The organism is Winogradskya humida (assembly GCF_016862215.1).
Lineage (GTDB): Bacteria > Actinomycetota > Actinomycetes > Mycobacteriales > Micromonosporaceae > Actinoplanes > Actinoplanes humidus.
Genome location: NZ_BOMN01000053.1, coordinates 13691 through 36197, shown reverse-complemented (window position 1 = coordinate 36197; position 22507 = coordinate 13691). Strand labels below are relative to the sequence as shown.

At 70.4% G+C, this 22507-nt stretch carries 13 protein-coding genes and 1 tRNA gene; all 14 read right to left on the bottom strand.

From position 1 onward, the window contains the following. Window position 1 precedes the first annotated feature (1 nt). Complete coding sequence (locus tag Ahu01nite_RS20955) at window positions 2–982, bottom strand: ribose-phosphate diphosphokinase (protein WP_203838273.1); 981 nt, start codon at window positions 980–982, stop codon at window positions 2–4. Window positions 983–1143: 161 nt separating this feature from the next. Continuing rightward, window positions 1144–2640, bottom strand: a complete 1497-nt coding sequence (gene glmU / locus Ahu01nite_RS20950; protein ID WP_438874804.1) for a bifunctional UDP-N-acetylglucosamine diphosphorylase/glucosamine-1-phosphate N-acetyltransferase GlmU — start codon at window positions 2638–2640, stop codon at window positions 1144–1146. 95 nt (window positions 2641–2735) lie between these two features. Continuing rightward, window positions 2736–2807: transfer RNA gene (locus tag Ahu01nite_RS20945), tRNA-Gln, on the bottom strand. 61 nt (window positions 2808–2868) lie between these two features. Next, window positions 2869–3699: a helix-turn-helix domain-containing protein gene (locus Ahu01nite_RS20940; protein WP_203838269.1), complete on the bottom strand. Its 831-nt coding sequence runs from the start codon at window positions 3697–3699 to the stop codon at window positions 2869–2871. A 22-nt stretch (window positions 3700–3721) separates the two neighbouring features. Continuing rightward, on the bottom strand, window positions 3722–4651 hold the full coding sequence (locus Ahu01nite_RS20935; RefSeq protein ID WP_203838268.1) for a CE1 family esterase: 930 nt from the start codon (window positions 4649–4651) through the stop codon (window positions 3722–3724). A gap of 60 nt (window positions 4652–4711) precedes the next feature. Continuing rightward, complete coding sequence (locus Ahu01nite_RS20930; protein ID WP_203838267.1) at window positions 4712–6439, bottom strand: hypothetical protein; 1728 nt, start codon at window positions 6437–6439, stop codon at window positions 4712–4714. A 111-nt stretch (window positions 6440–6550) separates the two neighbouring features. Further along, a complete protein-coding gene (locus Ahu01nite_RS20925) occupies window positions 6551–7492 on the bottom strand; it encodes a sulfotransferase family protein (protein WP_203838266.1) in 942 nt (313 codons plus the stop codon). A 12-nt stretch (window positions 7493–7504) separates the two neighbouring features. Then, window positions 7505–8239 (bottom strand): alpha/beta fold hydrolase, encoded by a 735-nt coding sequence (locus tag Ahu01nite_RS20920; protein ID WP_203838265.1) that lies wholly within the window; start codon window positions 8237–8239, stop codon window positions 7505–7507. Beyond that, window positions 8236–8532 carry an acyl carrier protein gene (locus Ahu01nite_RS20915; protein ID WP_203838264.1) on the bottom strand — a complete coding sequence of 99 codons (297 nt, stop codon included), beginning with the start codon at window positions 8530–8532 and terminating at the stop codon, window positions 8236–8238. The genes Ahu01nite_RS20920 and Ahu01nite_RS20915 overlap by 4 nt, the downstream gene beginning before the upstream one ends. An 11-nt stretch (window positions 8533–8543) precedes the next feature. After that, window positions 8544–12905, bottom strand: coding sequence for a beta-ketoacyl synthase N-terminal-like domain-containing protein (locus tag Ahu01nite_RS20910; RefSeq protein ID WP_203838263.1), 4362 nt, complete (start codon window positions 12903–12905; stop codon window positions 8544–8546). A 3-nt stretch (window positions 12906–12908) separates the two neighbouring features. Further along, window positions 12909–19523: a type I polyketide synthase gene (locus tag Ahu01nite_RS20905; protein WP_203838262.1), complete on the bottom strand. Its 6615-nt coding sequence runs from the start codon at window positions 19521–19523 to the stop codon at window positions 12909–12911. A 197-nt stretch (window positions 19524–19720) separates the two neighbouring features. Beyond that, window positions 19721–20149 carry a DUF4383 domain-containing protein gene (locus tag Ahu01nite_RS20900; protein ID WP_203838261.1) on the bottom strand — a complete coding sequence of 143 codons (429 nt, stop codon included), beginning with the start codon at window positions 20147–20149 and terminating at the stop codon, window positions 19721–19723. Further along, window positions 20149–20610: a DUF4383 domain-containing protein gene (locus Ahu01nite_RS20895; protein WP_203838260.1), complete on the bottom strand. Its 462-nt coding sequence runs from the start codon at window positions 20608–20610 to the stop codon at window positions 20149–20151. The genes Ahu01nite_RS20900 and Ahu01nite_RS20895 overlap by 1 nt, the downstream gene beginning before the upstream one ends. A gap of 75 nt (window positions 20611–20685) precedes the next feature. Next, complete coding sequence (locus Ahu01nite_RS20890; RefSeq protein ID WP_203838259.1) at window positions 20686–22503, bottom strand: ABC-F family ATP-binding cassette domain-containing protein; 1818 nt, start codon at window positions 22501–22503, stop codon at window positions 20686–20688. Window positions 22504–22507: the final 4 nt, after the last annotated feature.

The following is a 22507-nucleotide window of genomic DNA, read 5'->3' as shown; positions in this document are numbered from 1 at the left end:
CCTAGCTCAGGCCGCCGAACAGGGTCGTCACCGAACCGTCGTCGAAGACCTCACGGATGGCGCGGGCCAGCAGCGGAGCGATCGACAACACAGTGATCTTGTCGAGCTGCTTCTCCGGCGGGAGCGGCAACGTGTTCATCACCACGAGCTCCGAGATGCGGCTGTTCTTCAGACGCTCCGTGGCCGGGTCGGACAGCAGCGCGTGGGTAGAGGCCACGATCACATCCGCCGCACCGGCGTCGAACAGGATGTCCGCGGCCTTGGTGATGGTGCCACCGGTGTCGATCATGTCGTCGACGATCAGGCAGACCCGGCCCTCGACCTCACCGACCACCCGGTTGGCGACAACCTGGTTGGGCTTCAACGGGTCACGGGTCTTGTGGATGAAAGCCAGCGGACAACCACCCAGACGGTCCGTCCAGCGCTCCGCCACCCGCACCCGGCCCGAGTCGGGAGCGACCACGGTCAGCGGGCGGCCCTCGAACTTGCGCTCGACATGCTCCGCCAGGATGTCCATGGCGAACAGGTGATCAACCGGGCCGTCGAAGAAGCCCTGGATCTGCGCGGTGTGCAGATCCACCGTCAGGATGCGGTTCGCACCCGCCGTCTTCAACAGGTCAGCGATCAGGCGCGCCGAGATCGGCTCACGACCGCGGTGCTTCTTGTCCTGCCGCGAATACGGGTAGAACGGCAGCACCACCGTGATGCGCTTCGCCGAACCACGCTTCAGCGCGTCCACCATGATCAGTGTTTCCATGATCCATCGGTTGACGCCCTCGGTGACCGACTGCACCACAAACGCGTCGGAACCACGCACCGAGTCCTTGAACCGGACGAAGATCTCACCATTGGCGAACTCGAACGAGTCGGAATCCGTCGGCGCGACGCCGAGAACCTGACCGATCTCCTCCGCCAGCTCCGGGAAACCTCGCCCGGAGAAAAGCATCAAACTCTTACGGTTCTCCGCGACGATGCTGCCCATGGGCTCGTCCGCTCCCGTGTGATCGAGGGGGTGTGTCACCTGAAGTATTACCCGCGGCCCACCGCAGGCCACGTGTCGGATCCCCGTCGTGGGATGCCTCACCCCAGCTTGCGCCCTCGCGCACGGGTTGACCTCAGTTCACTCAGCTTCAGGTCGACCGGTCAGGCCGGCCCCTCACCCTCGATGTTCGGCTCACCATGTGACAGCTCCGACACCGACCTCGACGGCTCGGCCTTGACCTCGGCCCGCTCGGCAGCCTCAGCGGAGACAGTCCCCGGCCGCTTCCGAGCCACCCAGCCCTCGATGTTGCGCTGCGGCGCCCGCACCACCCCGAGATTCCCCGCCGGCACGTCCTTGCTCACCGCACTGCCGGCAGCCACATACGCCCCCGGCCCGATCTCCACCGGCGCGATCAACACGGAGTCACTACCCACGAACGCAGCCTCACCGACAGTGGTGTGACTCTTCCGCACCCCGTCGTAGTTCGCGAAAATCGTCCCCGCCCCGATGTTCGACTTCGGCCCGATCGTCGCGTCACCCACATACGAGAGATGCGGCACCTTCGCACCCGCACCCAGCTCGGCGTTCTTCGTCTCCACGAACCCGCCGACCTTCGACTTGCGGCCCAGCCGGGTCCCCGGCCGCAGATACGAGAACGGACCCACGGACGCATCCGGCCCGATCTCCGCCCCGATCGAATGCACCCGCAACACCGTCGCGCCCTCAGCCACCACCGTGTCCACCAGCGTGGTGTCCGGACCCACCACCGCACCCGCGGCCACCGTCGTCACACCCTGGAGCTGCGAATTCTGGTCAATGACACAATCCGGCTCCAGCGTCACCGTCACATCGATCCACGTGGTCGCCGGATCCAGAATCGAAACCCCGGACCGCATCCAGGCCGTATTGACCCGCTCCCGAAGCAACCCCCGCAGATGCGCGAGCTCAGCCCGATCGTTGCAGCCAAGAGTCTCCCGAGCGTCCCCCGCCACATGTACGCCCACCGCGTGCCCATCCGTCGCCAGCAACGCGAACACGTCCGTGAGGTACTCCTCACCCTGATCGTTGTCGGTCGTCAGCTTCCCGAGCGCCCCCCGCAGCAGCGCCGCGTCGAACACGTAGATCCCGGCATTGATCTCCCGGATCGCCCGCACCTCCGCCGAAGCGTCCCGCTGCTCCACGATCCGCTCGAGGTTCCCGGCAGCATCCCGCACGATCCGCCCCAGCCCCGTCGGATCAGGAACCTCAGCAGCCAGCACCGTCGCGCCCCGGCTCCCGGACTCATGCGCGGCCACCAGCGCCTCAACGGTCTCCGGCCGCAACAACGGAACGTCAGCATTCAGCACCACCACGGTGCCGACCGCCTCCGGAATAGCGTCAAGAGCAATCCGCACAGCATGCCCGGTGCCGTTCTGCTCGGCCTGCAACACCGGCATCGCCCCCGGCGAGACCTCCGCAAGATGAGCACGCACCTGATCAGCCTTGTGCCCCACGACCACAACCGTCCGCACAGCCTGAACAGCCTCAGCCGCATGCAGCACATGCCCGAGCAACGTCCGCCCCAGCAACGGATGCAGCATCTTCGGGATCGCGGACCGCATCCGCTTGCCCTCACCGGCGGCAAGAACGACGACGGTACGACTCGGGGCAGGGCTCACGCGGGACTCCATTGTTCGCAGTGTTGCGTGCTAGAGCGCGGTGCCACTTCAACCGCTGGGCCCCCGCAAGGGGTGGGCCTATATCACAAAAATTGCTCGGCTGCCAGGGTTCGAACCTGAAATAGAGGAGTCAAAGTCCACCGTGTTGCCAATTACACCACAGCCGATCGGTCCGATGGCCACACTATCGCTTGGCCCAGAACCGTGACGAACCACTATCTCAAACCACTATCCCAGCCGGGTCAACGCCGCCATCAAGCCCTCCACCCTCCAGTAAAGATCTCGCGACCGGGGCACCGCGATCACAAGGCACCCGTGATAGTCCACGCCAGTGTTCAACCGCCTGGTAGCCGGCACGTGACGCTTGATCGTCGGCCGCTGAAACAGATCGCGCGGCAGGTCAAGCTCGCGAGCCCACCACTCGGCGGCCGCCTCCGCGTCAGCCGTCTCATGGATGTGCACGCGATAGCGCATGGTGTCCCGCTCCCGCCCGCATACGGCGAGGAACCGCAGAAATAGTCTCAGCAACCCCGGGTCGCTGTTGATGATTGTCAGCCGATCGAGTCGGCGCCACGGCTTCGACTTGGCGCCCTCACACCAGTAGATAGCGGCACCGACCAGCAGCAGATCCCGCTCCGACGGATCACCGACAGCGACAGCGGCCGCATCGTGCACTTCCTCGCGCAACCGGTCACGTTCGGCGTTCTTGTCCTCCCACCGCCCCGCCGCCATTACTGCGGCGTGGTCCTGCTTCTGCCGGGCCCGCTCACTGTCGGGGTCAAGGGGAATGTGCTTCACCCAGGCATAGGCGGTCGATTTCGCAACACCGAGCTCCACCGCGAGATCGTTGACCGACCAGCCCTGGGAACGAAGCTCCACAGCGCGCTCGCGGATGTCGTCCTTCGCGTTGGGCCGCCTGGTCCATTCAGGGGGTGCGATGCCCCGCAACCAGTCGGTCAGCGTGGCACTGCCGACTCCGAAGTGCTTCATCAGTTGGGCGAGCGAGAGCCCGGGGTCGACCCGCAACCGGCGAGCCTCGTCTTTTCTCGAATCAGCCATGCAGGAACGTTACTACTGAAAGCTAGTCACTCGTCAACTTGGGATGGGTCACAAAAAAGTTCCAGATGGTGGGGGTGGCGTCGAGGGCGGTGGAGGGGGCGTCGAGGTGAAGGAGGCGTTCGAGCATGGGCTGCGATGTGGCTCCGGGCCATTGGTGGCCGGCGTTCTCAATGGTGATGAGTTCTACGGCGCGGCCGTGGGGGCAGGTGGCCGTGACGGTGGTGACCGTGCCCGCGGTGGCCGTGGTGGGGAGGGGGCAGTGGGCTGTTCGGCGCCAGGTGGCGAGGAGGGCCGGGACGGCGGGGCCGTTGATGGTGGTGGGGAGGCGGGGGGTGCTGGTGGTGGTGCGTTTGCCGGGGCCGCCGGCGTACGGGATGGTCCGGTCGGTGGTGCCGTGGATGTGAATGAGGGAGATGGGGGTGGGGGTGGGGCAGGCGTTGATCATCGTGCCGGCGACGGGGGCGATGGCGGCGAAGAGAGTGGTGTCGCAGGCGAGGCGGTAGGTGAGCATGGCGCCGTTGGAGATGCCGGTGGCGTAGGTGCGGGTGGGGTCGGTGCTGGGGATGGCGGCGACGAGGGCGGTGATGAAGGCGATGTCGTTGACGTTGTCGCGGGCGGCGGCTCCGCAGCAGTCGGGGCTGATGTTCCAGGTGCGATGGAGGCCGTCGGGGTAGGCGACGATGAAGCCGTTGCGGTCGGCGGTGGCGTTCCAGCCGTACGTTGCTTCGGCTTGGCGGCCGGTTCCGGCAGCGCCGTGCAGCATCACGACCAGCGGTGCCTTTTTTGTGGCTGTGGCCGGGCGGTAGAGCCGGAAGGTGCGTTCCTGGCCGTTGATGGTGAGGGTGCCGGTGGTTCTGCCGGGTGGCGGGGCAGGTGGCGGGGCGGCGGGCGTGCAGGCGGCCGGGGTCAGGGCCAGGAGGCAGAGCAGCGCGGCTCGCTTCAATGCGGTCACCGTCCGGGTCGGAAGGGTCGGAAAGGGCGAGCCCGAGGGCCCGCCCTTTCCGGGGGTGTGTCAGCCCTTGTTCATCTCGACGAGTTCCCAGCCGCCTTCGGGGCGGGTGTCGGTCTTGTCGGTACGCAGGTTCATCGGGTTCGCCATGCCGAGGTAGAGCCCGCCCTTACCGTTCGGGATCATGTTGCGGATCCCGTAGTTGAGGTAGTTGCCCTGGCCGCGGATGTCGACGGGCTCGGCGGCCGAGTTGGCGTTGGGGAACATGAAGAGGTCGCCGCCGAAGGTCGCGGGGCTGACCTGGGGCATGTGCCAGTTGGCCGGGTCGGCGAGCGCTTCGCGGGCGTCCTTGTTGACGTGGGCTGTGGCGCCGGCGTCGGCGAGGAGGTCCTTGACGAGGTAGCTCCAGTCCATGGTGCCGACGAAGAGCCGGTTGTCGACCACGGTCATGCGCCAGGTGTAGTTGTTGAACAGGTAGCCGAAGCCGGACTTGCCGTACTTCGGTGTGTAGTTGGTGCTCTTGTCCGACCAGGTGGCGGTGGCGGGGTCCCAGGCGGGGAGCGTCTTCTCGCCGTAGAGCAGCTCGATCTTCTGGTTGGGCAGGCCGAGGTTCTTGCCGCGCCAGATGCTGATCGCGCGCTGGGTCTTGACCGCCTGGGTCTTGGCCTGTTCGTCGCTGGTCGGCGGGTATTTGTTGGCGTGCGCGGTGCTGGATTTCATCGGTACGTGCATCGTGCCCCAGTAGACGTAGCCGCCGAACGAGGCGATGCCACCGCCGCCGTAGGTCGCGGAGACGACGCGGTCGGGTTCGTACTGGGAGACGTTCCAGACCGATTTCCAGTTGGCCGCGTCCTCGGGGTTGAGGCCGGGCTGCCCGTCGGCGAGCGGGGGGCTGACCCAGAGGCCGGCGAGCATCTGCACGGTGGTGGGTTTCTCGGCGGGCCAGCTGGTCGCGACGATGGTTCCGGCGTGGAGGGTCAGGTCGGCGGCCTGGACGGGCAGGGTCGCGACGGTCTGGAACGCGAACGGGTCGGTTTTGGAGCCGGTCCAGCGCCAGACCGCGCCGCCGGTGGAGCCGTTGCGGCCGATGCCGACGCCGGCGTAGAGGGCGCCACCGGCGACGAGGAAGGTGCGGATGTTGCCGTAGTTCGTGAACGTGGTCGAGCCGAGGTATTTCTGGGTGGTGGCGTCGAACGCGAACATGTTCAGCGTGTTCTCGAGGGCCGGGCCGCCGAGCAGGACGACGTTGCCGTAGCTGCCCGCGGCGCGCAGGCCGACGGTGTGGGCGAGGCGGGTCGCGTCGTCGGGGGATTTCGCGCGGATCTCGCCGCTCTTGTTGACTGATTTGCGGGTCCGGGTGTCGTACGCCCACACCTCGGGGGCCCGCATGTCGCCGATGTAGTCGGGGATCAGGTCGTCGGCTGCGGACGCTTGGCTCTGGCCGTACTCGCAGGTGTAGTTGTCGTTGGCGGCGGGTTTGACGTAGTCGAGGGTGGCGCCGCTGACGAGGCAGTTGACGTTGGCGCCGGTGCCGTACCAGATGGTCGGGCCGGTCTGGGTGAGGCCCCAGACGTACGCCTGGTTGACCTTGGGTTTGCTGCCGGCCGGGCAGGGCGGGCCGGCCGGGTAGGGCTGGCCGATGCCGGCGAAGCACTCGTCGGGCTGGGCCTTGGCGAGCAGGCTGAACTTGTAGGTCTGTTTGGTGGCGGCCTCGGCGGCGGGCGAGGCTGCGGCTCCGGCGGCGAACACCGCGACGGCGCCTAGCGCAAGAAATCCTCTTATGTTGATCAACTCTGTTTTCCTCTCACATTGCGTGCGTGCCCGGGACGGGGATCCGTGCGGGCACACGCGCGTGGAGGTAACGAGCGAGCTGGTGCAAGGGGGATGGTGGCTGCCGGGCGATCACACCGGCACCGCGACCGGGGTGGGTGTGCGGACCCGGTGGGCGACGGACGCGGTCCAGCCTTCCGGGTCGGCGAAGCCGAGGAATTGACCGAGCCTGGTCAGTTCCCGGATCGGGTCAAGGACGAGTTTTTCGTACGCCATCGTGTGCAGCTCGGCCGGTGGGTTGTCGGCGAGCGCCTGCTCGGCCTGGCTGCTCATGAACGCGCACAGCCCCACGAAGCGTTTCGGGTCTTTGCCCCGTTCCTGCAGGGTCTCGGCGGTGAGGCGGTCCGGCAGGTACGCGCGGACCTCGTCGGGCACGTCCTCGCCGGCACCCACGGTGAACGGGTCGACCCCGTGTCGGCCGACCATCTCGGCGCGTAGCTGCACGAGCTGGAACGAGGCATGCCGGCTCATCGACGTGGCGGTGGCGGCCCAGCCCCGGGTCAGGTAGACGACCTTCGCGGCCGGGAAATTCTCCAGCAGCGCGGGGGTGATCTGGCTGGAGCCGCCGGAGCGTTCGACCCAGCGGCTGCGGCCGGTCAGTTCGGCGAGCAGGTCGAGAAAGGACCGGTGGTGTGCGCCCACGCGTTGGGAGGGAAAGGTGTTCACCCGCGTCGCGAGGCCGTCGAAGAGCTTGTCCGGGTTGTCGGTGAGCTTCGCCAGCGTGATCGCGAGGATGCGGGGCAGGTTGAGCAGGTCGGCATAGAAACGGCCGGACCGCGGGTAGCGGACCTCCCTGGGTGGCAGTCCGATCCGGAACAGCAGCTGCAGCTCTTCCCGGGGGCTGCTGAGCACCTGCCAGTACTCCTGGCCGGTGATGATCTCGGTACTGCGGCTCCACGGCGCCACCGACATGAAGAATTCCTGGACCGAGCAGGTCTCCGGCTCCTCGGCGATCAGGTCGGAGAGCAGGGTGGAACCACAGCGGCCGTTGCTGATGATGATGGCGCGGTCCATGGGATCTCCTGATCAGATAGAGGGTGCGGCGAGCCAGGGCAGCACCTCGGCGCGTACCTGGTCGGGGGCGTCGATGAGCAGGGTGTGTTTCTGACCCTCGATGACGACGTGACGCGATCGGGGCAGCAGCCGTCCGGTCTCGCCGGCGAGCTGTTTGACCGCCGAGTCGCCGCCGTAGAGGCAGAGCACCGGGCAGTTGACGGCGGCGTACGCGGCCGGGTCGGGCAGCGCGCTGGCGGGTAGTTCCGTGCCGATGCTGGTCTCCGCGAGCAGCGCGGACGCGGCCCGGACCCGCCGGCTGTCCGGCAGTGTCGGCACGGTGCTGAGGCGCCGGGTCATCCGGTCGAACCAGGCCGGGGTCGGTGGTGCCGATTCGAGGGTCACGATCCCCGCTACGGCGGACGGGTGCCGGGCGGCGTACGCAAAAGCGACCGTCCCCCCGAACGAGTTGCCGAACAGGTGGACCGGCCCGCCCGGGTCCCAGTGCGCGAGCAACGCCTCGAGGTCCGCGACGAAGTCGTCGAGGGTGTACCCCGTGCCGGGGCGGGCGCTGTGGCCGTGGCCGCGCAGGTCGTACAGCAACACCCGCAGGCCGGCCTGTGCCAGCGGGTGGGCGAGGGTGAGGTACCAGCTGGCCATGTTGTCGGAGGTCATGCCGTGGATGAGGACGACCGTGCCGCGGTGGGCACCGATCGGCGCGACCTCCTCGGTGTGCAGGTCGAGACCGTTGGCCCGGACCATGCTCATGAGGCGGCGGGTTGTTTCCGCAGGGAGTCGGCGATGAAGTCGACGAGCCGGCCGACGGTCAGGCCGGTCATCGAGGTCGTGTCGAAACCGGAGACGAAGTACGCGAAGTTGACCGTGGAGCCGTAGCGGGCCTGCAGGCGCCCGGCCAGCGACACGACGTCGATGCTCTCCATGCCGAGGTCGTCGCCGAAGGTGGTGGCCATGGTGATCTCGGTGTCCGCGCCGAACTCGCCCAGCACCGATCTCAGCATGGTGGTGACGTCGGTGAGGATGGTGGTGCTGTCCGAAGGCATCGTGATGCTCCTTAGGTGGTGGGGTTGATCCAGGCGACGACGTAGCGCCGGGCGGGCAGCTCGGGTGGGTTCTCGATCTCCTGCCAGCGGACCGTGAACGTCCGGCCGGCGGCGGAGACCGTGGCGGCGGTGAGGTCGACCTCGAACCGGCGGGGCGCGCCGTCGAGGCCGGTGCCGAGGGCCTTCCCGGCGGCCTCCTTGGCGGCCCAGATCCGGGCGAAGGCATGGTCATCGGTGGCCTGTGCCAGTTCGGCCGGCGTGAGGGCGTACCGGTAGGTGCTCTCGTCGCGGGGTCTGATCTCGATGATGTCGATGCCGACCTCGGTGCCGGCGGGCCCGGCGATCGCGACGCCGGCCTCCGCGGTGTGCGCGATCGAGACGGACGACTCGACGAAGCCGCGGCCCGGTCGCAGCGCGACGTACGGCCGGCCGCCCGGCTCGTTCCGCACGGTCAGCTCGATCGGGTAGACGTCGGTGTGCCCGGCGTCCCACTGCCGGAACCGGACGGCGTCCTTCGCGGCGATCCGGCCGAGCATCCACTGGTTACGCCGGGCCGCGGGCATCCGCTCGTACTCCTCGGCCGCGTCGCCGCCGAGGATGCCGCGCGCGGCCATGCCCCGGGTGACCAGGTCGGTCCAGGCGTCGAACGCCACCGTCCAGCCGCCGTCGTGGCGCTGCGACATCGGGTACCGCTCCGGGAACCGCTCGCAGGAGCGGGCCGTCGGGTGACTGTCGAAGCGCCGGTCGGTGGCTCCGTCGATCTGCGCCCACACCCGGCCGTTCACCGACAGTTGGGTGTCCGCGATCAGTTCACCGTCCGTGATGGACCGGATCCGGGCCACGCAGTCGAACGCGGTGCCGGGCGCGGGTGGCGGGCCGTAGAACCTGACGTGGCGCAGCCCGACCGGCAACGCCACCGTCCGGAACGGCTGGGTGGTGACCAGCCAGTTGCCGATGAGCTGCAGGGCATTGTCCAGCAGCGCACCCGGCGGGAACGGCGCGGTGACGATTCCGCGGATGTGCAGGTCGCCGAGGGCGTGCACGGCGGTGACGCCCTGGAACTGGGGGCCGTGGAACATGAGGCGGTCCGCGTACATCTGTGCGGCGCTGGTCGTGGGCGGGAACTCGGTCGCCGGGTCCTGCTGCCACGGCGGCCCGTCCGGTTGCGGATAGTCAGCGGCCATCTCGACCGTTGACCGTGCGTATCCGCCGAAGATGACGGTGAGCAAGTGCGGCCCGGCCGGTTTCACGGTGATCGCGACCCGCTGGGCCGGCTCCGCGATCAGCCACCGGGTGAACCTCGCGTCCCGCACGGCGACGGCCCGCAACCCCGGTGCGGCCCGCTCGGCCGCGTCCATCATGTGCTGCACGACGGTCGTCGCCGGGACCACGGGCCACCGGTCCGCCATCCGCGGCCAGTCCACCGGCTGCACAAAAAAGCAGTGGTCCCGCAGGTAGGGCATCCGGTCCACCGACACATCAAGGACAGATGTGTGTACGCCGTCCGCGCGGACAGTGCGTGGTGACGCTGCCTCTATCACTTTTACGGCGTCGCTCGCCGTCTGGTGCAGCAGTGCCGCGAGTTCCGTGGCGGCCGATGATCCGGTCATGCTGCTTAACGCCGCGAGCGCCGCGTCCTGTGCCCCGGCCGCCGGCATCCGTTGCCGCACGGGCATCGCTGTCCGGTTGCCGAGCCCCAGCAGTTCGTCGGCGCCCTCCCCCAGCGTGACCAGCGGGCCACCGAGGTCCAGCTTGACGGCCGGCCCCCGGCGCGCGGACGGCTCCGCGACGAGGTTGACCCTGGCCGGACGGGCCGGCGCCACGTCCAGCGCCGAGAAGTCCGGGTCACCGCCGTCTACCCACAACGCCGTGGCCACCCGCAGCAGCTGCGCCATGCCGGGACGCCGGGACACGTTCACCGGCATCGCCAGGTGCTCGCGGTCACGCAGGTTGTCGTCCACCAGCGACGCGAGCTGACCGGCGCCGAGCTGCAGGAACACCCGGATGCCGGCGTCGTACATGGCGGTGACCGTGCGCCGGAACCGGACCGGCTCGATCATGTGCCGGACGAAGATCCGGTTGACCTCGCCGGGGTCGTCCGGGAACGGTGCCGAGGTCGTGCCGGACCAGACCGGCACCCGGGTCGGCCGCACCTCCCAGCGGCCCAGTGCCGCCCCGATGGACTGCAACCCCTCGGCGAACGCCGGCGTGTGGAACGCGGACCGGAACGGCAGCAACCGGCACATCACCGTACGGGCACGCAGGTCACCGGCGAGGCGTTGCACCTGCTCATGCGGCCCGTTGACAACACACTGAGTGGGCGCGTTGTCGTGGGACAGCACCACGCCCGGGTAGTCCGCGAGCAGCGGGACGATCGACTCCGCCGGGGCGCTGACCGCCGCGAACGCGTACCCGGAGATTTCCACGCTGTCCGCGTCGAAGACGGAGAGAAACGTGTCGACGCCGGCCGTGGTCATCTGGCCGGTGACCGCCGCGGCTGTCCATTCGCCGATGCTGTGCCCGGCGACCGCGTCGGGGTGGATGTTCATCCGGCGCAGCACGGTGTCGAGCTGCCGGCCCACCTCGACCAGGCCGCTGCCGTGCCGGCCCAGGTCGGTGGCCGTCCAGTCGCGGTGCGGCAGGCCGAAGTGGGCTGCCACGTCCGCCGTCCGCGGGGCGAACTCCGCCTCGATGCCGGGGAAGACGAACGCCAGGTCACCGCCGCCGGCGCCGAGCAGCGGGCGGGGCGTGAACCACAGGTCGCGGCCGCCGCGCCAGGCAGCACCGCGGGCAGCGATCGTGCGGGCGATGCCGATCCGCTGGTCGGTCGGGTCGACGAGGCCGAGCCGCACCGGGCCGCCCGCGGTCACGGGCAGCGAGCGCACGTCGTCGCGCGACAACAGCGCGACCATGTCGTCCACCGAGGACGCGGCGAGCCGCAGCACCCGTTCGGGTTCGGAAACACCGGCGGTCGGAGGGCGTGGCGGGACGTACTGTTCAACGATCACGTGCGCGTTGATGCCGCCGAAGCCGAAAGCGTTGACGGCCGCACGGCGTACCCCGGAAGCCTGCCAGGGCCGTGACACCGAGATCGGCTGGAAGCGGGTCCGGGCCATCTCGGCCCGCGGCGTGGTGACGTTGAGCGTCGGCGGCAGCACCCCGTGGTGCACGGCGAGGGTCGCCTTGATCAGGCCGGCGACCCCGGCGGCCGGCATCGCGTGCCCGATCATCGACTTCACCGAGCCGATCACCGGCTTCTCGCCGGCACCCGTGTGCGGCCCGAACACCTCGGCGACCGTGACCAGTTCGGCCGCGTCACCGGTCGGTGTCGCCGTGCCATGCGCCTCCAGCAGCCCCAGCGCGTCCGGGGCTGCCGGGTCGAGGCCCGCCATCTCCCAGGCCCGCCTGATCGCCAGGGCCTGGCCCGAGCTCGCCGGGTTGACCATGCTCGCCGAGCGGCCGTCGCTGGAGGTGCCGCTGCCGCGGAGCACCGCGTACACCCGGTCGTTGTCGCGCTCGGCGTCCGCGAGCCGTTTGAGCACCACGATGCCGGTGCCCTCGCCGATCAGCACGCCGTCGGCGTCCGCGTCGAACGGGCGGATGTGACCCGTGTGGCTCAGCGCCCGCAGCTGGCTGAAAACCGACCAGAAACTGATGTCATGGACGTGGTGGACACCGCCGGCCAGCACCGCGTCCAGCCGGCCGGTGGCCAGCTCCGCCATGGCCTGGTCAACGGCGATCAGCGAGGACGCGCACGCCGCGTCGATCGTGTACGCCGGCCCGCGCAGATTCAGCCGGTTCGCGACCCGGGACGCCGCGAGGTTCGGGACCAGCCCGATCGTCCCCTCCGGCCGGTGCCGGCCGAGCCGCTCGTCGATCCGAGCCCGGACCAGGTCGAGCCGGTCCTCGCCGACCTCCGGCAACAGCTCGCGCAGGACACCGACGACCTGGCTGGCCATGCGGACCCGGTTGGCGTACCGCGACGCGGCTGGGTTGAGCATTCCGCCACGACCCAGGATCACGCCCACCTTGTCGGCGTCGGGCATCCGCGCCGCTCCGCCCGCGTCGGCGATCGCGGCCGCGGCGACCTCCAGCGCGATGAGCTGATCGGGTTCGATGTCTCCGACCGCCTGGGGCATGATGCCGAACTTCAGCGGCTCGAAGACCGTCTGGCCGCCGAGGAAACCACCGCGGCGGGTGTAGAGCCGGTCCGGGCGGCCGGCGTTGTCCGGGTCGTAGAACAGCTCGTCGAACCGGTCGGCCGGGACGTCACTGATCATGTCCCTGCCGGTGACCAGGTTGTGCCAGTACTGGTCGAGGTCGGCGGCGCCGGGGAAGATCGCCGCCATCCCCACGATCGCGATCGGTTCCACCGGCTACCAGCCCGACGCGGTGAGTACGACGGACGTCTGCGCCGGATCACCGCAGGCCAGCTCGTGCAGCAGGCTGAGCGCGCCCTCCTGCGGGTCGATCAGCCCGATGCCGCGACGGGCGTATTCCGCGGTCAGTTCCGGGGTCACCATGCCGTCGTGCCGGCCGGTCGGCGCCCACGGACCCCAGTGCACGGTCAGCGCGCGGCGGCCGGTCCGCTGCGACCAGCGGGCGGCCATCGTGTCGAGGGCGTCGTTGGCGGCGGCGTAGTCGCTCTGGCCACGGTTGCCGTACGCGGCCGCGATGCTGCCGAACATCACCACGAACGCCGGCTCGGCGCCGCAGCCGTCCAGCGCTGCCAGCACGGAACGGGCACCGTCGACCTTGGTGCGGAACACCCGCTCGAACGAGGCCTGGTCCTTGTCCGCGATCAGCCTGTCCTCGATGATCCCGGCGGCGTGGACGACCCCGTCGATCCGGCCGTGCTCGTCGTGGAGCTGTTTGATCAGCAGGTGCGTCGCCTCGTCGTCGGTCACGTCGAGGCAGTGGTAGCGCACGGTGGCGCCCAGCGCGGTCAGCTCGGCGACTGTCGCGGTCACCTCCCGGGCGGCGAGGACCGCCGACGCGACGCGGTCGATCTCGGCCGGTGACCGCAGGCCCCGGCGGGCGAGGGCCGAGCGCAGTGCCGCCTTGTCGGGGGCCGCGGCGAGCTCCGGGTCCTCGCCGGTCTGCGGCAGCACCGTACGCCCGACCAGCTCCACCCGGCAGCGGGCCGACGCGGCGACCGCCCGGGCGAACCACGGGGTGATGCCGCGGGCGCCCCCGATCAGTACGAGCACCGAGTCCCGGTCCAGCCCGATCGCCTGACCGTCGCCGGGCGGCGCCACCGGGATGAGGGTGCCGGTGAGGCGGCCCTCCGCGCGGCGGTGGACGACCGGTGCGGGCGCGGTGTCCTGCAGTTCCTCGACGATGGCGTCCGCGATGTCCTCCACCGCGGGGTCGACCTCGACGTATCGTGCGACGGTCTGCGGGTATTCGCGGGCGATCGTGCGGAACAGGCCGGTGAACCCGTCGACGCGTGGGCCACCGTTCACGGGACCGGCAGCGATCAGCCACTTCGGCGCCGCTGCCAGAATTTTCCTGATAAATCGGTATGAGGTAGGCAGCAGCGGGTCCGTGCCGGTGTCGATGCCGTCCAGCAGGATGACGCCGTCAGCGTTCGAGACGTCATCGGTGGTCGCGAGCAGCTCTCTCAGGCGTACGCCGGCCGCCCCTCCCCCGGTGATCAGAAAACGCGCACCGGCGAGGGCCGCACCGTCCGAAGGGGAAGCGGGGGTGTGCTCGAGCCGGGAGAGCATCCGTTGCGGCGCGGCACCCGTTCGGGGCTCAACGGCGTTGATCTTCGAGTCGAGCCAGGTCACCATTGCGCGTACGGTGCGAGCCTTGACCAGGTCTTCCAGCTCCGATTCGTCTCCCTCCACGGACAGGCCGATGCGGTTCGCCACCTCACCGGCAACCTCCGCCCGCTTGATCGAGTCGACGCTCAGATCCGCCTCCAGATCCAGGTCCAGCTCGATCAGCTCCTGCGGGTAACCGGTCCGCTCACTGATCACCGACAGCACCACACCCTGCACATCACCCCCGGCCCGGGCAGGCTCAGGCTCAGCGATGGGCGCAGGCACGGGCGCGGACACCGGCACAGGCTCAGGCATGGGTACGGGCACCGCCGCCACCTCCGCCGGTTGCCACACCGGCTGCCCGCCGCCGGACCCCTCACCGAGATACGCCAGCAGCACGTCCCGCTGCGTCGCGATCAGATCCCGGCTCGTCCGCAGAAACTCGCTGACCAGGTCACTGCGGGCGTCACGGGCACTGTCCTGCCCCGGGGCTGCGGTCATCGTGAACTCCTCGATCGTGATGCGACGGGCGGGTGTCATCCCGCCGGGCAGACAGTCCCCGTGCTGATCCCGCACGGCCTGGCCGTCAACGGTCCACATCGGGTGTCCGCCGTCCGGCACCGCGGGGTAACCATCGGAGCGACCGTCGAACAGCCAGCCGGTCTGTACGGGGACGCCCGCGCAGGCCAGCTCGGCGGCGGCGGTGAGCAGGGCGCGCAGGCCCTGCCCGGGACGGCCGTCGACGGTGACGGCCAGGTGCGGGCGGTCGCCCAGGATCGCGGCGACCAGCCCGGCGAGGACCGAACCCGGGCCGGCCTCGACGAACGTGCGGGCGCCGGCGGCGTACATGGATTCGATCTGCTCCACGAACCGGACCGGGGAACCGATCTGACCGGCGAGCCCGGCGCGGATGCCGGCGGCATCCCGCGGGTACGGCTGCGCGCTGGCGTTGGACCAGACCGGGACGGCGGGCGCGACGATGTCCCGGGTGGCGAGCACCCCGGCGAAAGCGGCGGAACCACCGGCGACGACCGGGCTGTGGAACGCCGCCGCGACCGGGATGGCGCGGACCTGCAACCCGGCCTCCTTGAGCGTGGCGGTGGCCCGCCCGACCGCCGCGGCCGGCCCCGAGATGACGACCTGGGACGGCGAGTTGTGGTTCGCGATCACCACGTCGCGACCGGCCAGCATCGCGCGGACCTTCGCGGCGTCGCCACTGACGGCGGCCATCGTGCCCGGGTCGGCGCCGGCGGCGTCCAGGATCGCGGCGGCCCGTTCCCCGCTCAGGTCGAGCAGCGTCGCCGGGTCGAACGCGCCCGTGGTGCAGAGGGCGACCAGTTCGCCGTAGCTGTGACCGCCGGCCAGGTCCGGGCGTACGCCGAGGCGCCGCAGCACGTGATCTGCCGCGAGCCCGGCGATCCCGAGCACCGGCTGGGCGACCCGGGTGTCACGGACCCGGTCGTGCTGGGCCAGCTCGTGGTCGGCGTCGAACGCCGTCGGCGGGAACAGCAGGCCGGCCCATTCCCGGCCGAGTTCGAGATATTCGCGCAGCTCGGGGAACGCGACGAACAGATCGGCGAGGGCGCCCGGCGACTGGCTGCCCTGACCCGGGAACAGGAACGCGACCTTGCCCGCCGATGCGGCGGAACCCGGCTGGACCAGGCCCTTGCGGGGGTCGTGCTCCCCGGCGAGGGCTCGCCGCAGCAGCCCGCGCAGGTCGTCCACATCGGAGGCGACGACGGCGACGCGCACCGGGCCCGTACGCGAATCCGACTCCCTCGCGGCAGCTGCCGCGAGGTCGAGCAACGAGCTTTCTTCTCCGGGAAGGCTGTCCAGCAGTTTGCGCATGCCCCGGTGTGCGGCCTCGCCGGTAGCGCCCCGGAAGAGGAAGAGCTCCGCCGGCCACTGCTGCCGGGTGTGCCGCGGGTCGGCGGTCGCCGCGTGGGCCTGCAGCACCACGTGGAAGTTCGTGCCCCCGAAGCCGAACGCGCTGACCCCGGCGATCCGCTCGGACGCGGGCGCCGGCCACGGGCTCATCCCGGTGTGGAATGCGAACGGGCTGGTCGCGGGGTTCCAGGCCGGGTTCGGGCGGGTCAGGCCAATCGTCGGCGGGCGGACCCCGGTGTGCAGCGACAACGCCGTCTTGATCACGCCGGCCAGGCCCGCGGCGCATTTGGTGTGCCCGATCTGCGACTTGACCGAGCCGAGCACCGCCGTGCCCGGGGCCGCCCCCGACTCGGTGAACATCGTGGTCAGCGTCTCGAGCTCGGTACGGTCGCCGACGACGGTTCCGGTGCCGTGCGCCTCGATCAGTCCGACGTCGCGGGGGGAGATGCCCGCGGACGCGTACGCCCGGTCGAGCGCCCGCCGCTGCCCCTCCGCCCGTGGCGCGGTGAGCCCGAGAGCCCGCCCGTCGCTGGCCCCGCCGAGCCCCTTGACCACCGCGTAGACCCGGTCGCCGTCGCGTTCGGCGTCGGACAGTCGTTTGAGGACCACCGCCGCGACCCCCTCGCCGAGCGCGATCCCGTCCCCCGTGCTGTCGAAGGTCCGGCAGCGCCCGGTCGGTGAGAGCGCGTGCGCCGAGGTGAACATGAGGTAGTCGTTGACGCCGTTGTGCAGGTCGGCGCCGCCGCAGATCATCAGGTCGCTGCCACCGGCGCGCAGCTCCTTGCAGGCGGCGTCCAGCGCGGCCAGCGACGAGGCGCAGGCAGCGTCGACGGTGTAGTTGGGGCCGCCCAGATCGAGCCGGTTCGCGACCCGGCCGGCGATGACGTTCGCGAGCACACCCGGGAACGTGTCCTCGGTGACGGTCGGGAGCAGGTTCTCCAGCTGCTCGGGCACGTCACCGAGGTATCCGGGGAGCAGGGTGCGCAACGTCTGGGTCTGGCTCATGTCGCTGCCGGCCTCGGCGCCGAACACCACCCCGGTGCGGCCGTGGTCGAAGTCCGAGCCGGCGCCGTACCCCGCGTCGGCCAGCGCCCGGTGGGAGATCTCCAGCGCGAGCAGCTGCGTCGGGTCGATGCTGGCCAGGGCCGCCGGGGGCAGCCCGTAGCGGATCGCGTCGAAGGGCACCGGGTCGATGAAGCCGCCCCACTTGGAGACGGTGACCCGCCCGGCCTGCCCCGGGCCGACCTCGGGCGCGTAGTACGTGCCGGCGTCCCACCGGTCGGGCGGCACCTCACCGACCCGGTCGGCGCCGCTGACCACGGTCTCCCAGAAGCCGGCCAGGTCGGGCGAGCCGGGAAAGACGCAGGCCATGCCCACGATCGCGATGTCCAGCGGGTCGGCAGCCACCGGCACGGGCACCGGGTCGAGATCCAGCTCCGCCCGCAGTGCCGCGACGCGCTCGGCGTGGGCGGCGGCTGCCCCGGCAGTGACCTGATCGTGCAGCCGGGCGATCGTGGTCGTGCGGTCCCGCAGGACGGCGACCTGCCCGGCCATGAACAGCCCCTCGGCCGCCTGGGTGGCTTCGTCCACCTCGACCAGCCGGTCGCCGTCGCGGGTCCGGCCCTTGCTGGCGATCCGGAGCCGGCCGACGTTGAGCAGTTCCAGCTTCTCCCAGACCGTCCGGTTCTCCACGCCGGCGGCTTCGAGCTGCGTCCGCAGGCCGCGGAAGTCCTCGACGAAGCCGGACCGCAGGCAGCGCGTGGCGTGTCCCGGCGCGGTCTCCAGCAGCTCGGTCCGGGTCGCGTCGATCGCCTGCTGCTGGAACAGCGGCCGGATCGCACCGTGGGTCACCGCTTCCTCGGTGAACAGATAGGCGGTTCCCATCAGTACGCCGACCTGCGCGCCACGCCGGCTGACAGCGCCCGCCATCGCCGCCACCATCGCCGCGGACCGCTCGTCATGAATCCCGCCGGCGAAGAAGATCTGCAGCTCAGCTGCCGTACCCTCGGGACGCTCGGCGAGGAATTCCGTCAGCACCCCGAGCTGCGCCTCCCACAGCGGGAAACTCGCCCGCGGCCCGACATGACCGCCGCACTCGGCGCCCTCGAAGATGAACTTGCGCGAGCCGGCCTGCAGGAACTGCCGGAGCAACCCGGGCGACGGCACGTGCAGGAACGAGCTGATGCCGTCCGCTTCCAGCCCCTTGGCCTGCGCGGGGCGGCCGCCGGCGATGATCGCGACGGCTGGGCGTACCTCGCGGATGACCTCGATCTGAGCGGCCCGCAACGCCTCGGGTACGAACCCCAGCACGCCGACACCCCAGGGGCGGTCACCCAGCGCGCCGGCGGCCTCGGTCAGCATCCGGCGGGACTGCGCCGCGTCCGCCAGCGCGAGCGCGATGAACGGCAGGCCACCGTTGTCGGCCACCGAGGCGGCGAACCCGGCGACGTCACTCACCCGGGTCATCGGGCCCTGCGCGACCGGCAGCCGCACCCCGAGGGTCCGGGCGAGCGGTGCACCGGGGCCGAGGACCTGTCCCGCCTCGGCGTGGTCAAGGGCTTCAAGAATCGAGGAGCAGATGTGGCGTACGCCCACCGCGCTGTCCGCGTACCGTCCGGCGAAATCCGCCGCCAGCCACCCGTCCTGGCCGACCGGCAGCAACCCGCCGGCTGTCTCGATGCCCCGCACGCCGTCCCGCAGCACCGGCTCGGTGCCGTCCATCCGGCGCAGCAGCGCGGCGACGTCGTCGGGCACAGTGGATTCGGGCAGCAACGCCAGCTGGGTGTCGAGCACCACACCGGCCGCCCCGCCGACCACACACGCAGCCGAGGTGCGGACGCCGATGCCACCGGCCACCCAGACCGGCAGGCCCAGACCGGCCAGCCGTTGGAAGAGCACGAACGAGCTCAGGTCACTGACCCGCCCGCCCGACTCCATGCCCCGGGCGACCAGCCCGTGCGCACCCGCGGCCACCGCCCCCTGCGCCTCATGAAGATCAACAACTTCGACGAGTACGCCGTAACGCCCCGTCAGTGCGGCGACGTCCCAGCCCGCGTCGGCGGTCACGATCACCAGCTCGATCGCGTCACCGCCGGCGCGGTCCAGGTCGGCCCGGGTGGCGGCACAGGACGCGCTGATGCGTACGCCGAGGCCCGCAGGCACCCGCCGGGCGGTCTGCCGCAGCACCCGTAGGCTCCACGAATCGCCGGTGCCCAGGTCGAGGACGCCGGTGCCGCCACCCCGGACGGCCGCGGCGATCTGGTGCGGGCCCGGCTCCCATCCGGTGCCGCCGCTGACGGCCAGGACCAGGGACCTCGTCGGGGGAGCTGTCTTCATCGGACTCCGCTTCGTGGTTGGGCACCGAGTTCCGACCGGTCTGCCGGGCCTACCTACGGGTGGGTAAGTGACGGTGACGTAGCCGTAAGTTAACGACCTTGACCGGGCCCGGGTGACCGGCTGTTCCCAACAGCAATCACGCCCCGGACGAAGTCACGGGGCGTGGCGGCACTACACGATATTGACCGAGGCGGTGGTCAGGCCCGGTTGCCGGCGGTGCGCACCTGGCCGTAGAGGCCGGCGGTGAGCACGACCAGGCCCAGCAGCGCCAGGACGATGACGTTCACCATGGAAACATTCAGGAAGTTCGCGTCGGTCTGGATGGCGGCCAGCACCACCATCGACACCGCCATGATGGCCCAGCCGAGGACCATGCTGACCCGGTGGTGCACGTTGCCGCCGAGCGCCGCCGCGGCCAGCACCGCGAGGCCGGCCAGCGTCGACAGCCAGGCGCCCGCGGGGTTGAAGCGCAGCCCCAGCGCCCAGTCGGAGCCGTGACCGAAGAACGACTCGCCCCAGGAGGCGGCGACACCGAGCAGGCCGGCCACGGTCAGGTAGAGGCCCGAGGCCGCGGCGAGCAGGCGGTAGGGCTGGCGCAGGTGATGATCGAGCGGGTAGTGGGCCATCAGGCGTGCTGGGACTCGCGCACCTGACGCGGCGCGCCGGTCTGCGAGGGCGCCGCGACCTTGCTGTAGAGGCTCACCGTGATCAGGATCGTGCCGATCAGGTAGGTCACGACGACGGTCGCGATGCTCCAGTCGAGGAAGTTGGCGTCCGTGCGGCTGGCCGCGAGCGAGTAGCTGCCGACCACGAGCAGGCCCCAGCCGAAGTACTTGTCGACCTCGACGTCGGAGTTGCGCCCGATGACGGTGGCGATCAGCACGATCGCGCCGACCAGCACCGAGACGATCGCCCAGAACAGGTTGGTGCCCTGGCCGAGCACCCGGTCACCCGACGTGCCGAAGAGGCCGTCACCGGCGGTCACGATGACGCCCACGATCCCGAACACGACCAGATACAACCCGGCCAGCGCGCCCAGGGCGCGGTAGATCGGCCGCAGCGGGTGATTGACCGGGGTGTGCGCCATGGTTCGTCTCCAAGCTCGATTTGTGTCACGAAGATTCTCGCGCATCGCGGGAGAGCCCGCAGGAGCACCCCCGGATCAGACGTCCGGGACCTGCTCCGCCAGCTCCAGCCAGGCCTCCTCGACCTGGGCCCGCTCCGTCTGCGCCGCCTTGAGCTGCGAGTCCAGCTCGACGAGCTTGTCGTAGTTGCTGCCGTTGACGGCCAGGCTCTCGTTGATCTTGACAATCTTGTCGTCAAGCTTGCTGAGCTGCCGTTCCATCCGCGTGAGGTCCTTCTTCGCCTGCCGCAGATCGGTCGACGACATCGCCGGACCCGACCTGCCCGCCGCCGACGCGCTCCCGGCCTCGGCCGACAGGGACGCCACCCGCCGCGCTCCGGAGATCTTGGCCCCGCGCTCCAGGTATTCGTCGATGCCGCCGGGCAGGTGCACCAGCCGGCCGTCGCCGAACATGCCGAACGCCGTGTCGGTCACCCGCTCGACCAGGTAACGGTCGTGGCTGGCGACGATCATCGTGCCCGGCCACGAGTCGAGCAGGTCCTCCAGCGACGCGAGGGTGTCGGTGTCCAGGTCGTTGGTCGGCTCGTCGAGCAGCAGCACGTTGGGCTCGGCGGCGAGCAGGCGCAGCATCTGCAGCCGCCGGCGCTCACCACCGGAAAGGTCGCTGACCGGCGTCCAGATGCGCTTGTCCGTGAAGCCGAACACCTCGGCGAGCTGCCCCGCCGAGAGCTCCCGGTCGCCGAGCCGGACCCGCCGGGCCACGTCCTCGACCGCCTCGAGCAACCGCATGTGTCCGGGCAGCTCCCGCAGCTCCTGCGACAGGAATGCCGCCTTCACCGTCGAACCGGTGACCAGACGGCCGCCGTCCGGCTTGGTGATCCCGGCGAGCAGCCGCAGCAGCGTGGTCTTGCCGGCGCCGTTGGCGCCCAGGATCGCGATCCGGTCACCGGGCCCGACCTGCCAGGTCAGGTTGCCGAGGATCGGCTTCTCCCCCGCGCGCAGGGTGACATCCTCGAGGTCGAAGACCTGCTTGCCGAGCCGGGTGGTGGCGAGCCGCTGCAGGCTGACCGTGTCACGCACCGGCGGCACGTCCGCGATCAGCGCGTTGGCCGCGTCGATCCGGAACTGCGGCTTGGATGTCCGCGCCGGCGGCCCGCGCCGCAGCCAGGCGATCTCCTTGCGGAGCAGGTTCTGCCGGCGGGCCTCCATGGTCGCGGCGACCCGCTGACGCTCGGCCCGCGCGAGGGTCCAGGCCGCGTAACCGCCCTCGTACGTATGGACCTGCTCGTCCACGACCTCCCAGGTCGCGGTGCAGACGGCGTCGAGGAACCAGCGGTCGTGCGTGACGACCACCAGCGAGCCACGCCGGCCGAGCAGGTAGCGGGCCAGCCAGTCCACGCCGGCCACGTCGAGATGGTTGGTGGGCTCGTCGAGGATCAGCAGGTCGGACTCGCGCACCAGCAGCGCGGCGAGGGCGACCCGGCGGCGCTCGCCACCGGACATCGGCCCCACCGGCGTCTCGAGCCCCAGGTGTCCCATGCCGAGGCCGTCCAGGATCTCGCGCACACCCGCGTCGCCGGCCCACTCGTGCTCGGCGCCCATCCCCTCCGCCAGCCAGGCGGTGCCCAGCACGACATCACGCACGGTGGCCTCGGCCGCCAGCGTGAACGTCTGCGGAAGGGTGGCGACCCGTAGGTCACGACGGAGAGTGACCCGGCCGGAGTCGGGCTCCTCGATCTTGGCAAGCATGCGGAGGAGCGTCGACTTCCCGGCGCCGTTGAGGCCGACAATGCCGACCCTGGCGTCGTCGTCGAGCCCGAGAGAAACGTCGGTGAGCAATTGACCGGCTGCGCCGTATCCCTTGCTGACCCGGTCCAGATTGACGATATTGGCCACGATG

Bases quoted from the DNA above. Each gene is read 5' to 3' on its own strand.
- Ahu01nite_RS20955 (WP_203838273.1), bottom strand. From the start codon at position 982: ATGGGCAGCATCGTCGCGGAGAACCGTAAGAGTTTGATGCTTTTCTCC.
- Ahu01nite_RS20940 (WP_203838269.1), bottom strand. From the start codon at position 3,699: ATGGCTGATTCGAGAAAAGACGAGGCTCGCCGGTTGCGGGTCGACCCC.
- Ahu01nite_RS20925 (WP_203838266.1), bottom strand. From the start codon at position 7,492: ATGGACCGCGCCATCATCATCAGCAACGGCCGCTGTGGTTCCACCCTG.
- Ahu01nite_RS20920 (WP_203838265.1), bottom strand. From the start codon at position 8,239: ATGAGCATGGTCCGGGCCAACGGTCTCGACCTGCACACCGAGGAGGTC.
- Ahu01nite_RS20915 (WP_203838264.1), bottom strand. From the start codon at position 8,532: ATGCCTTCGGACAGCACCACCATCCTCACCGACGTCACCACCATGCTG.
- Ahu01nite_RS20905 (WP_203838262.1), bottom strand. From the start codon at position 19,523: ATGAAGACAGCTCCCCCGACGAGGTCCCTGGTCCTGGCCGTCAGCGGC.
- Ahu01nite_RS20900 (WP_203838261.1), bottom strand. From the start codon at position 20,149: ATGGCCCACTACCCGCTCGATCATCACCTGCGCCAGCCCTACCGCCTG.
- Ahu01nite_RS20895 (WP_203838260.1), bottom strand. From the start codon at position 20,610: ATGGCGCACACCCCGGTCAATCACCCGCTGCGGCCGATCTACCGCGCC.